Below are 12571 nucleotides of genomic sequence, written 5' to 3' on the forward strand. Positions count from 1 at the left end.
AAACTTCCAGAAATATCGATGGAGATCAAAATGAAGTCGAATGACACGTTTCCCGTCGCGATTGTCGGCGCGGGTCCGGTCGGTCTGGCGGCGGCGGCAAGGTTGCTTGAAGCTGGCATGACGCCGGTCATTTTCGAAAGGGGAGATTCGGTCGGGACCGCGCTTCTTGAGTGGGGCCACGTCCGGGTGTTCTCGCCATGGAAGTACAATATCGATGACGCCGCCCGGCGACTACTGGAGAGCAATGGCTGGGCCGCTCCTTCGCCTGACTACTTGCCGACCGGGCGCGAGATCGTCGATGACTACCTGCTGCCTCTATCGCGCGTTCCGGCGATCGAGCAGGCGATAAAGCTCGGCGCGACCGTCACGGCCGTCGCCCGCCGGGGCCTGGACAAGGTTTCTTCCGGGGGCCGCTCGGAGGCGCCGTTCGCAATCCGATACCGGGACGGTGAGGGGGAACACGAGGTCGTCGCGCGGGCAGTGATCGATGCCTCCGGCACATGGACGCAACCGAACCCGATGGGCGTAAACGGCATTCCAGTCCTTGGCGAGAGTGCAGGCGGGCCGGTTTCCTACGGCATACCGGACGTTATCGGGGCCAGGCGCTCGGACTTCGTGGGCAAGCGGACGCTTGTGGTGGGAAGCGGCCATTCGGCGATCAATGTCGCCCTTGCGCTGCTGGAGCTTCAGCAGACCAACCCGTCTACCGAAATCCATTGGGCGCTTCGTAATCACGGCGTTGCCAAGCTGCTGGGCGGCGGTCTGAACGACCAACTGCCAGAACGGGGCGCTCTTGGTCTTGCGGCGAAGAAGGCCATGGATGCGGGAAAGCTCAAGATGCTCACGTCCTTTTCGGCAAGCGGCATCACCAGGAGAAATGACAAGGTCGTCGTGACCGCGACCGCCGATGGGGAGGCGATTGAACTGGAATTGGATCAGGTCATTGTAGCCACCGGATTCCGTCCTGACTTCTCGTTCCTGAGAGAGCTGCGGCTGAGCGTCGATCCGGCCGTTGAGGCGCCGCCGGCACTGGCTCCTCTTATCGACCCGAACCTTCATTCCTGTGGCACCGTCCCCCCGCACGGGGTCGACGAACTGTCGCATCCGGAGACGGATTTCTACATCGTGGGATCGAAGTCTTACGGCCGGGCACCGACCTTCCTGATGAGGACGGGTTACGAGCAGGTGCGGTCTGTCGTCGCGGAACTCGCTGGTGATCATGCCGCCGCGCGACGTGTCGAACTCGTGCTTCCCGAAACAGGCGTCTGCGCCGCTATTCCGCGGATCTCGACGTCTTCGGGATGTTGCGGAGGTCCGGCCCCTGCTACGGTAGACGCATGTTGTGTCGCTGACGCCGAAGTCAAATCCGAAGGCAGGACTGGCTGCGGTTGCGGCGAGACAAAGGTCGAAACCGAGCACGCATGATGCCCAACGAACAGAAGTTGCCGCTCTGGGCCCTGATTGGCCTTGGAGCCTCGCAGAACATCGGCTACGGCACCCTTTATTATGCCTTCAGTATTCTGGTTCCGGAGATTGCCCGCGACATCGGGCGATCGGAACAGTGGGTGTTCGGAGCGTTTTCGATCGCACTGCTGGCCGGCAGCCTCGCCGCTCCGCTTTCGGGAACCCTTGCCGACCGGATTGGCGCGGGACGCCTGATGGCCGCAGGATCGCTGCTGGCCGCCGCCTGCCTGGTGATGATGGCCGTGTCGTCGGGGCCGCTGACCTTTGCCGTTTCGCTGGCGTTGACGGAAGTGGTTTCCGTTGCGGTTCTCTACGCGACGGCGTTCACCGCCATCGTGCAGGCGGGAGGAAAAAAGGCCCAGACCTCGATCGTTCACCTGACACTGATGGCCGGGTTCGCGTCGTCTATGTTCTGGCCCCTGACGTCCTGGATGCACGGTTTCCTGTCGTGGCGTGAAATCTACTTGGCCTTCGCGGCTATGAACCTGGCCGTCTGCTTTCCCGTCCATCTCGCCCTGGCGCGTCTGACAACCAGTGCCGTGTCCGCGTCCAAAGCGATACCTCCGACGGCCGCGCCGGTCCGCGCAGTTGCAAACAGGAATCTGCTGTTCTTCCTGATGCTGTTTGGCTTCGCCATCGAAGGATATGCGTTGTCCGCCATCCTCGTTCACATGGTCCCGCTGACCCAGGCGCTGGGTATGGGAGCCGCGGGCCTTGTCGTCGCCTCTCTGTTCGGTCCTTCGCAGGTGGCCAGTCGCCTGATCAACCTGGTCTTCGGCCGCGAATTGCCGCAAAGATGGCTGGCGGTGATTGCCACGGCGCTGATCCCGTCCGGCCTGGCGATCCTCATGTTGACGACGCCATCCGTCCCAGGTGCCATCCTGTTCGCCGTCTGCTTCGGACTTGGTTCCGGATTGACAAGCATCGTGAGTGGTACCCTGCCGCTGGAGTTGTTCGGCAAGGCCGGTTACGGCAGCCGCATGGGCTGGGTGACGTCGGCCAAGCAGATGATGTCCGCCGTCGCTCCGCTCGCGATGTCGATCTTGCTGGCGGGGATAGGTGTCGTGCCATCTATCTGGTGGACAGTGGCGATCGGGACGATTGCGACCTTAGCGTTTCTTGGAATTGTCATGACAATCCGGCTGCGCGCACGCGTGTCCATTCCGGAGGCTTCAAGTCGATGATTGCTCGCCCTGCGCCCAGGGCCCGGAATTTCGGCTAGACCCGTACCGCTTTTGCTCGGAACAAAGCTTTGGGTCGCGCGTTCCGGCCCAATGTCTGGCTGACGGCCGATGGCGTGATGGGTGCTTGCCGAATGGATGATGACCGCTTGACCGGCGCTGGCCGGCCAATCCGATCAGGACGAGACATCGGCCGGCACGGCATTTCGGGCAGTTATCGGCCGGCAATCCGGGCAACCACCTTCATTCCTCTTCTCTTTCCGCTCCTGGCGTCGTGTTCCGGCGTCCAGTCGGCGCTCGATCCGGCTGGCCGCGAGGCGAGCGATGTCGCGAACCTGTTTTTCGTCATGCTGATCGGCGGCGTGGTCATCTGGGCAGGTGTCGTCGGCCTGCTGTTCCATGCGGCGCGCAAGCGTAGACCCTATTCGGAAAAGGGGGCGGGACAGATCATCCTCTGGGGTGGGGCCGTTTTCCCGACGGTAACCCTCGCAGCCTTGCTTTCCTATGCCGTCTGGCTGATGCCCAACATCCGGCCCTGGTTCGGTGAGGGTGTGGGCGTTGGCCGTGTGGAGGTGACAGGCGAGCAGTTCTGGTGGCGGGTCCGCTATCTCGACGAGGGCGGTACGGTCGCTTTCGAAACGGCCAATGAGGTGCGGGTACCGACCGGGAAGCGCGTCGTCTTTTTGCTGAATTCGCCCGATGTCATCCATTCCTTCTGGATACCCGTGCTCGGCGGCAAGATGGACATGATACCCGGTCGTGAAAACCGCCTGACGCTGCAGGCGGAAAAGCCCGGTACCTATCGGGGCGTCTGCGCCGAGTTCTGCGGCGCCAGTCACGCGCTGATGGCTTTCACCGTCCATGCGATGGAACCGGAGGCGTACGAGGCCTGGGTCGCTGCGCGTCGCCAAGCGTCCGGCGGACAGGATAAAGACGGGTTGGCGCTCTTCCTTCGCCACGGTTGTGGCGCCTGCCATGCCATTTCCGGCACGGAGGCGAGGGGGACGATCGGTCCCGATCTGACCGCTTTCGGCGAGCGCAGTTCCGTGGGGGCGGGGACGCTTTCCAATGGGCAGGAGCATGTTGCCCGCTTCATACGCGATCCCGGCCAGGTCAAGCCGGAGGCGCACATGCCGCACTTCTCCATGCTGGAAGAGGCGGAGATCGAGCGGATAGCTGCCTACCTGAAAGGGCTCAGATGACCAAGGAGCTCGGCAATTTTTCGCCGGAAGAGCGGGCGGCGCAGGAGGAACGGCTCCGCAAGGTATGGGAGACGCCGAAGGGGATCCGCTACTGGACGTCTGTCAACAACAGCGAGATCGGGCTGTGGTACGGCGTCACCGCCTTTGCCTTCATGCTGTTCGCGGGCCTGCTCGGGCTCTTGATGCGCCTGCAACTGGCGGTGCCGCAGAACGACTTCATCTCCGCCGAGCTCTTCAACCAGGCCTTCACGCTGCATGGCACGGTGATGATGTTCCTGTTCGCGGTGCCGATCTTCGAAGCCGTTGCGATCTTCCTGCTGCCGTCGATGCTGGGCGCCCGGGAGCTACCTTTCCCGCGGCTGTCCGCCTTCGGCTTCTGGAGTTTTCTGATCGGCGGCGTCTTCGTCTGCGGGTCGATCTTCTTCAACGCCGCGCCGAACGCCGGCTGGTTCATGTATCCGCCGCTGGCGACCGACGACGAATATGCCGGCATCGGTGCGGATATCTGGCTGCTCGGCCTGTCCTTCATCGAGGTGGCCTCGATCGCCGCCGCAGTCGAGATCATCGTGGGCATCATGAAGTGCCGGGCGCCCGGCATGCGTGTCAACCTGATGCCGATGTTCGCCTGGTACCTGCTGATCGTCGCGGGCATGATCCTGTTCGCCTTTCCGCCGCTGATTGCCGGCGACATCCTTTTCGAGATGGAGCGGATGTTCGACTGGCCGTTCTTCGACGCGAGGCGGGGCGGCGATCCGCTGCTTTGGCAGCACCTGTTCTGGATCTTCGGCCACCCGGAAGTCTACATCATCTTCCTGCCCGCGATCGCGCTGATGGCGATGATCGTGCCGACCTTTTCGCAGCGGCCGATCGTCGGTTATTCCTGGATCGTGCTGGCCGCCGTCGGCACGGGTTTCTTGAGCTTCGGGCTCTGGGTACACCACATGTTCGCGACCGGCCTGCCGCAGATCTCGCTCGCCTTCTTTTCGGCAGCGTCTGAAGCGGTGGCGATCCCGACCGGGGTGCAAATCTTCGTGTTCATCGCCACCATGCTCGCCGGCCGGGTGATCTTTTCGGTACCGATGCTGTTCGGGGCAGGCGGGCTGATCATCTTCGTGATCGGCGGACTGACGGGCGTCATGGTGGCGCTGGTACCGTTCGACTGGCAGGCCCATGACACCTATTTCGTCGTCGCCCACCTTCATTACGTGCTGATCGGCGGCATGCTGTTTCCGGTCGTCGCCGGCATCTATTACTACTTTCCGTTCGTGACAGGCAAGAAGCTCAGCGATGCCTGGGGCAGGGCCGCTTTCTGGCTGATGTTTGCCGGTTTCAACACCGCCTTCTTCCCCATGCACTTCTCCGGCCTGCGCGGGATGCCGAGGCGGGTCTTCACCTATCCGGAAGATATCGGCTGGGACTGGTTCAACCTCATGTCGACCATCGGTGCCTTCGTCTTCGCCGCCGGTATCGCGACCTTCGTCATCGACATCTTTCGCCCGAAGCAACAACCGGCAGAGCGCGATCTCAATCCCTGGAATTCCGGGACGCTCGAATGGACCAACGATCCGGCGGAAACCTGGGGCATGCGCTCGGTACCGATCATCACCAGCCGATACCCGCTCTGGGACCAGCCGAACCTGCAAGCGGATATCGAGGCCGGGCGCTTCTATCTGCCGGATGCCAAATCCGGCAGGCGCGAGACACTGGTGACCTCCGTTCTGGACGCGAAGCCGATCCAGTGCCTGCGGGTCGGCGGCGTCTCTTATGTGACGATCATCGCGGCGATCGCGCTCGGCGGAGTGTTCATCGCGCTGACCTTCAAATTGTGGATCACCACGATCGTCTTCGCGATCATCACCTTCATAGCCGTCATCCACTGGCTCTGGAACGGAACAGCGCCGATCCCGGAGGCACCGGAGATCGATGTCGGGCTGGGCGAGACGCTGCCGATCTATGTCTCCGGCCCGGCTTCAGTCGGCTGGTGGGCGATGTTCATCACTATGGTCGGCGACGGCACGGCGTTCGCGAGCCTGATCTTCGGCTATTTCTTCTACTGGACCATCCATGACGACTTCACCACGATCGCCAATGGACCCGGCGTCCTCTGGCCTATGGCGGCGCTGGTGCTCTACGTCATCGCCTGGGCGCTGACGCTGCTGGCGCGCGAACTCAACGAGAAGGGCCCAACGGGTGCGCGCTTGGCGCTCATCGTGGGCTTCGCCGTTTCGATCGCGGCCTCGCTTGCGGGCCTTGCCGGTCCCTATCTGCACGGCATGGATCCGACCTCACATGTCTATCCGGCCATCGTCTGGATCGTCGCAATCTGGACAGTGACGCATGGCATGGTCGGCGCGATCATGCAGGGCTATTGTCTCGCGCGCAGCATCGCCGGACGGATGACCGCGGAATACGACCAGGATATCCGCAACGTCGCGCTCTACTGGCACTTCATGGCCTTTACCGCCGTGGTCACCTTCGCGGTCCTCGGCCTGTTTCCTTTGGTGAACACATGAAGAGCTTCATTCCGCGCGAGGTTGAGACCCTCTGGACCCTGTTCACCGCCCCGACCGTCTGGGCGCTGCATTTCCTTGTCTGTTACGGGACGGTGGCGGTCTTCTGCGCCAAGGGCCTCGCATCCGAGATATCGTTCGATACGGTGCGGATCGGGCTCGGCGTGGTAACGGTGCTGGCGCTGGCGATGATCGTGCTGTCGGCCTGGCTTGCCTGGCGGCAATGGGGTTTCGGCTCCGACGACCCGCCGCACGACGAGGCTACCCGCAACGCCCGGACCTTGTTCCAAGGGTTCGCGACGCTGCTGCTGTCAGGCCTCAGCTTTGCCGCTGTCCTTTACATGGCCATTCCGATGATCTTCATTGCGGGGTGCCAGCCATGAGGAAGGCGGCGCTGATCACCGGCTTTGTTCTACTGTTCGTCCTGTGGACCGTCCTCCCGCTTGCCGACCGGGCGTCCTTCACGGTGCACATGATCGCCCATATGGGCGTCGTGGCGGGTGCCGCGCCGTTGATTGCTGTCGGCCTTTCCGGAACGCGCTTCGACCTTTTGTCCAATCTGCCCTGGCTTACGCCGCTCACCGCTTCGCTGATCGAGCTATTCGCCGTGTGGACCTGGCATATTCCCGCCCTCCGAGCCCTGTCCGAAACCTCGCCCCTCATTGCGGTGCTGGAGCAACTCATCTTTCTCGGCGCAGGTCTCGCTCTCTGGCTCTCCTGCCTCGGTGGAGCGACGACGGGCAGGGAGGAGCGGCGGCTTGCCGGTACATTCGGTCTGCTCTTTACCTCCATGCACATGACGCTGCTTGGCGCGCTGTTGGCGCTTTCGCCGCGTCCGCTTTACGGCGATGATGAAGTAAGTTGCCTCGGCGTGACCTTATCGGCTGCGATGGACCAGCAAGCCGGTGGCGTTGTCATGCTTTTGGTGGGCGCCGCAGTCTATTTGGCCGGTGGCGTGGCGCTGTTGGCCCGCACGCTGACGCGCCGCTGCCGGGTCGGTGAGTCGGGGCGTAGAGATGGCGTCCTCCCGCTCTGTCGAGCCGCCGTCGTCGTGCGTGCAGGGGGAGAGGACAGCCAGCGGTTGACATCGCCATGGGAATGACGCGGATCGGTGCGATCTCCCCAGCTATTTGGCGCGACCCTGGCCCTCCGGCCGAAGTTGGCGTTGCAAGTTTCAGGCTCCGGCCTATTTGATGGAGCGTGGACAACGGATATCGGAGTATCAGTTGAATCAAACCAGGCCAGCGCTCCTCCTCGTCACTGCGTCGCTGATCCCGCTCATCATTCTCGCCGCGGTGATGGGCAGGTTCTTCATTCAGGAACAGCAGGACGCGCTCGACGCCGACATTCGCAGCAAAGCGACCATCATGGCCGCGACGCTTCAGCGGGAGCTTAAAAGCCAGATCCAGCTTCTGTCCGTCGTTGCGGATTCGCCCCGGCTCGATCCGCCGATTCCTCGTTCCGCCTTCGCCGAGACCGCTCGGCGCCTGCGCGAAAGGGTGCCTGAATGGGAGCAGATCCGGATATCGGATGAGAAAGGCGAGGTCGTGCTGTCCTCACCGCCGCTCGACGGCTCGGCTGAGAAACAGGTCGTGGACGTGGAGAGCCACCGGACCCTGGTTCGCACGGGGGCCGCTGTGATCGGCAATGTTTCCATCGGACCTCGCGGGCAGGCGGCCTTCGCCGTGAGAGTTCCGATCCAGAGGAATGACAAGCTGCGAGCCATTCTGTCGGTCGTCATCCGCCCGACGATCGTGACAAACCTTCTCTACGCCAATGGGCTCCCGGAAACCTGGGCGGCCTGGATCGTCGACGGCCAGGATCGCCTTGTCGCTTCGACCGGCGCCCCCTCGCTTGCCGGCAATGCGGCAAGCGAGTTCGCAAGCTTTTCTGGAACGGAATTTGGCCTGGCGACGCTCAAGAATGGGCTGGAGGTACGAGTTGCCCAAGTTGCGCTTGGGGAAACCCCGTGGCGGGTGAGGGTGGGCCTGCCGGTTGCGGAATACGATAGGCTGGCACGCAAGGCGACATTGCTGCTCGCGGCAGCCAGCTGTTTCACGCTGCTGCTCTCAGGTTCGGCTGCATTTCTCTTCCACCGGGAAATTCGCGCAAGGAACCGCGAACGCGAAAGCGTGGCTAATTGGCAGCGCATGGATGCGCTTGGAAAGCTGACGGGCCAGGCTGCGCATGATTTCAACAACCTCCTCATGGTGTTTCAATCGGGTGTCGAGGGCATCAAGAGAAGGCGGAACGACGAGCAGCGGGTGACGCAGCTCCTTTCGCACATGAGCGAGGGAGTAACGAGGGGAAAGGCGATCACGCAACGACTGCTGTCCTTCTCGAGGCGCTCCAATCAGGGAGCCGGACATGTCGAGCTGGACATCAAGCTCACCGAATTGAGACCGCTGCTGCGGCAGGCCATCGATGACACGATCGTCATGGCCATCAATGTTCCGGACGACATCTGGCCCGTTCACGTCGACCCCGCGGGGCTGGAAAATGCACTGATCAATTTTCTTACCAATGCGCGCGAGGCAATGGGCAGCGGCGGTCAAGTGACGATTTCGGCAAGAAATGTCCTCGACGGCGCTGCGGAAGATCCGACACTTCAAGGACAGTTTGTTGCCTTGACGATAGCAGACACCGGAACAGGCGTCGCATCCGAGCATCTGGGGCGGGTGTTCGAGCCGTTTTTCTCCACGAAGAAGAATGGCGGCCCGGGCCTCGGGCTAACCCAGGTTCACAGTTTCGCCAAGGGCAGCGGCGGTGCCGTGAAGGTCGCGAGCGTCGCCGGCCATGGCAGCGCCTTCACGCTGCTTCTTCCCCGGTCAGACGAACAGCGGGTCGCGCGCGAGCCTGCAAAGCCGACGGTAAATCTTCCGGCAAGGCTTTTGATCGTGGACGATACCCCATCGTCTCTGGAATCGGTGCGCCTGGCCCTGGAAGGACTTGCCTCCACGATCTTCGTGGCGACAAGCGGCATCGAGGCAATCGAGGTTCTGGAGCGTCACCCCGAAATCGAGGCGGTGATCAGCGACATCATGATGCCGGGAATGTCCGGCATCGAGCTTGCCGAGGAGATACGCCGGAAGAACTCGCACCTGCCGGTTGTTCTGATGACCGGCTACAGCGACAAGCTGGAGGCCGGCACAGAGGTCGGCTGTCCGGTTGTGGCGAAGCCGTTCAAGATCGAAGACCTGGCCGCTTCGCTGGAGGCGGCGAAAACATCGACGGAACAGTCGACAAACGTCGTGCGCCTGGAGATCCCGGCGAAAAACTGACGGGCGTCGACGACGCTTCAGTCTATCCGACCAAGCTGAGCGGCTTATGGACCTGCGACGGAATGGGATCCAGAAGGCCGGTTAGATATCGCCCATAAGCGCTCTTTCCATATTGCCTGGCGAGGCATTCGAGTTGGTCGGCGTCGATAAAGTTCTGGCGATAGGCGATCTCCTCCGGGCAGGAAATCTTGACGCCTTGTCGGCGTTCAAGCGTCGATACGAATTCTGATGCTTCAAGGAGGCTGTCGGGCGTGCCGGTGTCGAGCCAAGCATAACCGCGTCCCATCATCTCGACATGGAGCATTCCGCGATCGAGATAAGCCCGGTTGACGTCGGTGATCTCCAATTCACCTCTGGCAGACGGCCTCAGGTTGGCAGCAATATCGATGACGTCCTTGTCATAGAAATAGAGGCCGGTGACGGCCCAGCTGGAGCGGGGGTGTTCCGGTTTCTCTTCGATCGAAGCTGCCTTCATCTGCTTGTCGAACTCGACCACGCCGTAACGCTGCGGGTCGTTAACGTGGTAGGCAAAGACCGTGGCGCCGCTTTCGCGCGCCATGGCGCTTTTGAAGAGGTCGGTGATGCCATGGCCGAAGAAGATGTTGTCGCCCAGGACCAGGCAGGACGAATTGGAGCCGATGAAATCGGCCCCGATAATATAGGCCTGCGCAAGACCGTCAGGCGAGGGCTGTTCCGCATAGGATAACGAGAGGCCCCATTTGGAACCGTCGCCCAGCAGCTGCTGGAAATTCGGCATGTCCTTGGGCGTCGATATGATCAGGATGTCGCGGATCCCCGCGAGCATCAGCGTCGACAGCGGATAATAGATCATCGGCTTGTCATAGATCGGCATGAGCTGTTTCGACAGCACCTGCGTCATCGGGTGTAACCGCGTGCCGCTGCCGCCGGCGAGAATAATCCCCTTCATCCACTCACCTCCCGTATTTTCTGTTTGCATGGTCAACCGGCTGCAGAACGCGCCTGACGACGCTTGCCACTGAGCCCCGCCAATCGGGCATGATGATGCCGTGGCGCCTGTACAATTTCGAGCAGTCCAGTTGTGAATTGGCCGGTCGCCGAGCCGGCGTCGGATAGGCGCTGGTGGGGATGCGGACGACCCTTGCCGAGGGCCCGCCATTCGCGCCGGAAATTCTGAAGATCTCGTCCGCGAAGTCCGCCCAGCTGGCCGCGCCCGTTCCCGCTATATGAAAGACGCCGCGCAAGGCGGGGTTGTTCGAAGCCAGCAGGTTCTGCCCGACCACCATGATGGCTTCGGCGATATCGATTGCCGACGTCGGGTTGCCGATCTGATCGTCGACGACTTGCACCTCTTCCCTTGCCTCAGCGGCCTTCAGCATCGTGCGCAGGAAGTTTCGGCTGAACGGGCTGTAGATCCAGGCGGTGCGAAGGATGGCATGATTTTCGGTTGCAGCGGCGACGTTCCGCTCGCCCACCAATTTGTCGCGGCCATAGACGCCCAGCGGTGCGACCGGATCGGATTCGACATAAGGGGAGGGCTTGCTGCCGTCGAAGACATAGTCGGTGGACAGATGAACGATCGGGACCTGCAGCGTTTTCGCGACCCGCGCCAGTTCCGTCGGGCCTGCAGCGTTGACGGCAAAAGCCGTTGCCCTGTCGATTTCGGCCTGATCGACACCTGTGAAGGCAGCCGCGGAGACGATTAGGTCGGGACGAGCGGCCTCGACCGCCGCCGCGATGGTCTCCGGCATGGCCAGATCGAGTTCCGGTCGGCCGAGCGGAATGATCTCGACCTCGCTTTGCCCGATCGCGTTTTCGATGAGGGATTGGACGACCTGTCCCTTAAGCCCGGTTACCACGTATCGCCTGGGTTCGCGCATCATCCGGCCCCGGCCTTGAGGAGCCCGAGGCGGCTGCCGTCGTACCCTTTTCGGAGCGGCGCCCACCACCATTCGCTGTCCAGATACCAGCGCACCGTCTTTTCGATGCCTGTCTCGAAGCTTTCCTTTGCCCTCCAGCCGAGTTCCGTTTCCAGCTTGGTCGCGTCGATCGCATAACGTACATCATGCCCGGGCCGGTCGGCTACATACTGGATCAGGTTTTCGTGGGGGCGGCCGATTGCCTGCAGATCGTCGAGGATCGCGCAGATCCGCCTCACGACGTCGATGTTGCTGCGCTCGTTCCAGCCTCCGACATTGTAGGTTTCTCCAACCCTGCCTCGCTCGGCGATGAGATCCAGCGCCCGAGCGTGATCCTCCACATAAAGCCAGTCGCGAATGTTGGTGCCATTTCCATAAACCGGCAGGGGCTTGCCCTCCAGCGCGTTCAGGATAATCAGCGGAATGAGTTTTTCCGGGAAATGGTAAGGCCCGTAATTGTTCGAGCAGTTGGAGACGATGACCGGCATGCCGTAGGTTCGGGCCCATGCCTTGGCGAGATGGTCCGATGCCGCCTTCGATGCGGAATAGGGCGAGCTCGGATCGTAGGGCGTTGTTTCCGAGAACGCCCCCTCCGCTCCGAGGGAGCCGTAGACCTCGTCGGTCGAGACATGCAGGAAGCGGAAGCGGCTCCGGTCCAGGGGAAGAAGTGCCTGCCAATATGCTCGCGCGCATTCGAGCATGGTGAAAGAGCCGAGTATGTTGGTTTCAACGAATTGCCGTGCGCCGAGGATGGAGCGGTCGACATGGCTTTCGGCAGCCAGATGCATCACCCGGTCCGGCCTGAAGGTCGACATCGCGGACGCTATTGCCGCGGCATCGCATATGTCGATCTTCAGAAACCGGTAGGACGGCTTGCCTTCAACCGACCTCAGCGAGCTCAACGTGCCGGCATAGGTCAATTTGTCGATGTTCAAGACCTCGTATCCCTTTTCGAGCACGAGGTGGCGGATGACCGCCGATCCGATGAAACCTGCCCCACCCGTTACAAGCACGCGCATGCTTTCGACTACCCCC

Annotated in this window: 10 protein-coding genes; 7 read left to right on the forward strand and 3 right to left on the reverse strand. The window is 62.0% G+C overall.

Annotated elements, in window-relative coordinates:
- The first annotated feature begins 30 nt into the window (after positions 1 to 30).
- The 7 genes from C5J24_RS02235 to C5J24_RS02265 all read left to right on the forward strand — a co-directional run bounded on the left by C5J24_RS02235 (position 31) and on the right by C5J24_RS02265 (position 9638).
- Positions 31 to 1425, forward strand: coding sequence for an NAD(P)-binding domain-containing protein (locus tag C5J24_RS02235; protein WP_105416572.1), 1395 nt, complete (start codon positions 31 to 33; stop codon positions 1423 to 1425).
- Positions 1422 to 2648 (forward strand): arsenite efflux MFS transporter ArsK, encoded by a 1227-nt coding sequence (arsK, locus tag C5J24_RS02240; RefSeq protein ID WP_105415258.1) that lies wholly within the window; start codon positions 1422 to 1424, stop codon positions 2646 to 2648. Before C5J24_RS02235 ends, arsK begins: the two co-directional genes overlap by 4 nt.
- Positions 2649 to 2779: 131 nt before the next feature.
- Entirely contained in the window at positions 2780 to 3847 is a 1068-nt protein-coding gene (gene coxB / locus C5J24_RS02245) for a cytochrome c oxidase subunit II (protein WP_105416574.1), read from the forward strand.
- Positions 3844 to 6360 carry a cytochrome c oxidase subunit I gene (gene ctaD / locus C5J24_RS02250; protein WP_105415260.1) on the forward strand — a complete coding sequence of 839 codons (2517 nt, stop codon included), beginning with the start codon at positions 3844 to 3846 and terminating at the stop codon, positions 6358 to 6360. The genes coxB and ctaD overlap by 4 nt, the downstream gene beginning before the upstream one ends.
- Positions 6357 to 6740: a hypothetical protein gene (locus tag C5J24_RS02255; protein ID WP_105415262.1), complete on the forward strand. Its 384-nt coding sequence runs from the start codon at positions 6357 to 6359 to the stop codon at positions 6738 to 6740. The genes ctaD and C5J24_RS02255 overlap by 4 nt, the downstream gene beginning before the upstream one ends.
- Complete coding sequence (locus tag C5J24_RS02260) at positions 6737 to 7459, forward strand: cytochrome c oxidase assembly protein (RefSeq protein WP_105415264.1); 723 nt, start codon at positions 6737 to 6739, stop codon at positions 7457 to 7459. Before C5J24_RS02255 ends, C5J24_RS02260 begins: the two co-directional genes overlap by 4 nt.
- 124 nt (positions 7460 to 7583) lie before the next feature.
- Positions 7584 to 9638 carry a response regulator gene (locus tag C5J24_RS02265; protein WP_105415266.1) on the forward strand — a complete coding sequence of 685 codons (2055 nt, stop codon included), beginning with the start codon at positions 7584 to 7586 and terminating at the stop codon, positions 9636 to 9638.
- A gap of 22 nt (positions 9639 to 9660) precedes the next feature.
- Here C5J24_RS02265 and rfbA read toward each other — a convergent pair whose 3' ends face one another.
- Genes rfbA through rfbB form a run of 3 tightly spaced genes read right to left on the reverse strand, consistent with a single transcriptional unit; the run spans position 9661 to position 12555 of the window.
- Positions 9661 to 10566: a glucose-1-phosphate thymidylyltransferase RfbA gene (rfbA, locus tag C5J24_RS02270; RefSeq protein WP_105415268.1), complete on the reverse strand. Its 906-nt coding sequence runs from the start codon at positions 10564 to 10566 to the stop codon at positions 9661 to 9663.
- A gap of 4 nt (positions 10567 to 10570) precedes the next feature.
- Positions 10571 to 11500 (reverse strand): dTDP-4-dehydrorhamnose reductase, encoded by a 930-nt coding sequence (gene rfbD, locus C5J24_RS02275; RefSeq protein ID WP_105415270.1) that lies wholly within the window; start codon positions 11498 to 11500, stop codon positions 10571 to 10573.
- The gene (rfbB, locus tag C5J24_RS02280) at positions 11497 to 12555 is read right to left on the reverse strand and encodes a dTDP-glucose 4,6-dehydratase (RefSeq protein WP_105415272.1); all 1059 of its coding nucleotides are present in this window, start codon (positions 12553 to 12555) and stop codon (positions 11497 to 11499) included. Before rfbB ends, rfbD begins: the two co-directional genes overlap by 4 nt.
- Between the last annotated feature and the right edge of the window lie 16 nt (positions 12556 to 12571).

The organism is Neorhizobium sp. T25_27 (assembly GCF_002968565.1).
Taxonomy (GTDB): Bacteria; Pseudomonadota; Alphaproteobacteria; order Rhizobiales; family Rhizobiaceae; genus Neorhizobium; species Neorhizobium tomejilense.

Excerpts from the sequence above, each read along its gene's own strand:
- arsK (WP_105415258.1), top strand. The coding sequence starts at position 1,422 with ATGATGCCCAACGAACAGAAGTTGCCGCTCTGGGCCCTGATTGGCCTT.
- rfbD (WP_105415270.1), bottom strand. The coding sequence starts at position 11,500 with ATGATGCGCGAACCCAGGCGATACGTGGTAACCGGGCTTAAGGGACAG.
- rfbA (WP_105415268.1), bottom strand. The coding sequence starts at position 10,566 with ATGAAGGGGATTATTCTCGCCGGCGGCAGCGGCACGCGGTTACACCCG.
- C5J24_RS02260 (WP_105415264.1), top strand. The coding sequence starts at position 6,737 with ATGAGGAAGGCGGCGCTGATCACCGGCTTTGTTCTACTGTTCGTCCTG.
- C5J24_RS02255 (WP_105415262.1), top strand. The coding sequence starts at position 6,357 with ATGAAGAGCTTCATTCCGCGCGAGGTTGAGACCCTCTGGACCCTGTTC.
- rfbB (WP_105415272.1), bottom strand. The coding sequence starts at position 12,555 with ATGCGCGTGCTTGTAACGGGTGGGGCAGGTTTCATCGGATCGGCGGTC.
- ctaD (WP_105415260.1), top strand. The coding sequence starts at position 3,844 with ATGACCAAGGAGCTCGGCAATTTTTCGCCGGAAGAGCGGGCGGCGCAG.
- C5J24_RS02235 (WP_105416572.1), top strand. The coding sequence starts at position 31 with ATGAAGTCGAATGACACGTTTCCCGTCGCGATTGTCGGCGCGGGTCCG.
- coxB (WP_105416574.1), top strand. The coding sequence starts at position 2,780 with ATGGATGATGACCGCTTGACCGGCGCTGGCCGGCCAATCCGATCAGGA.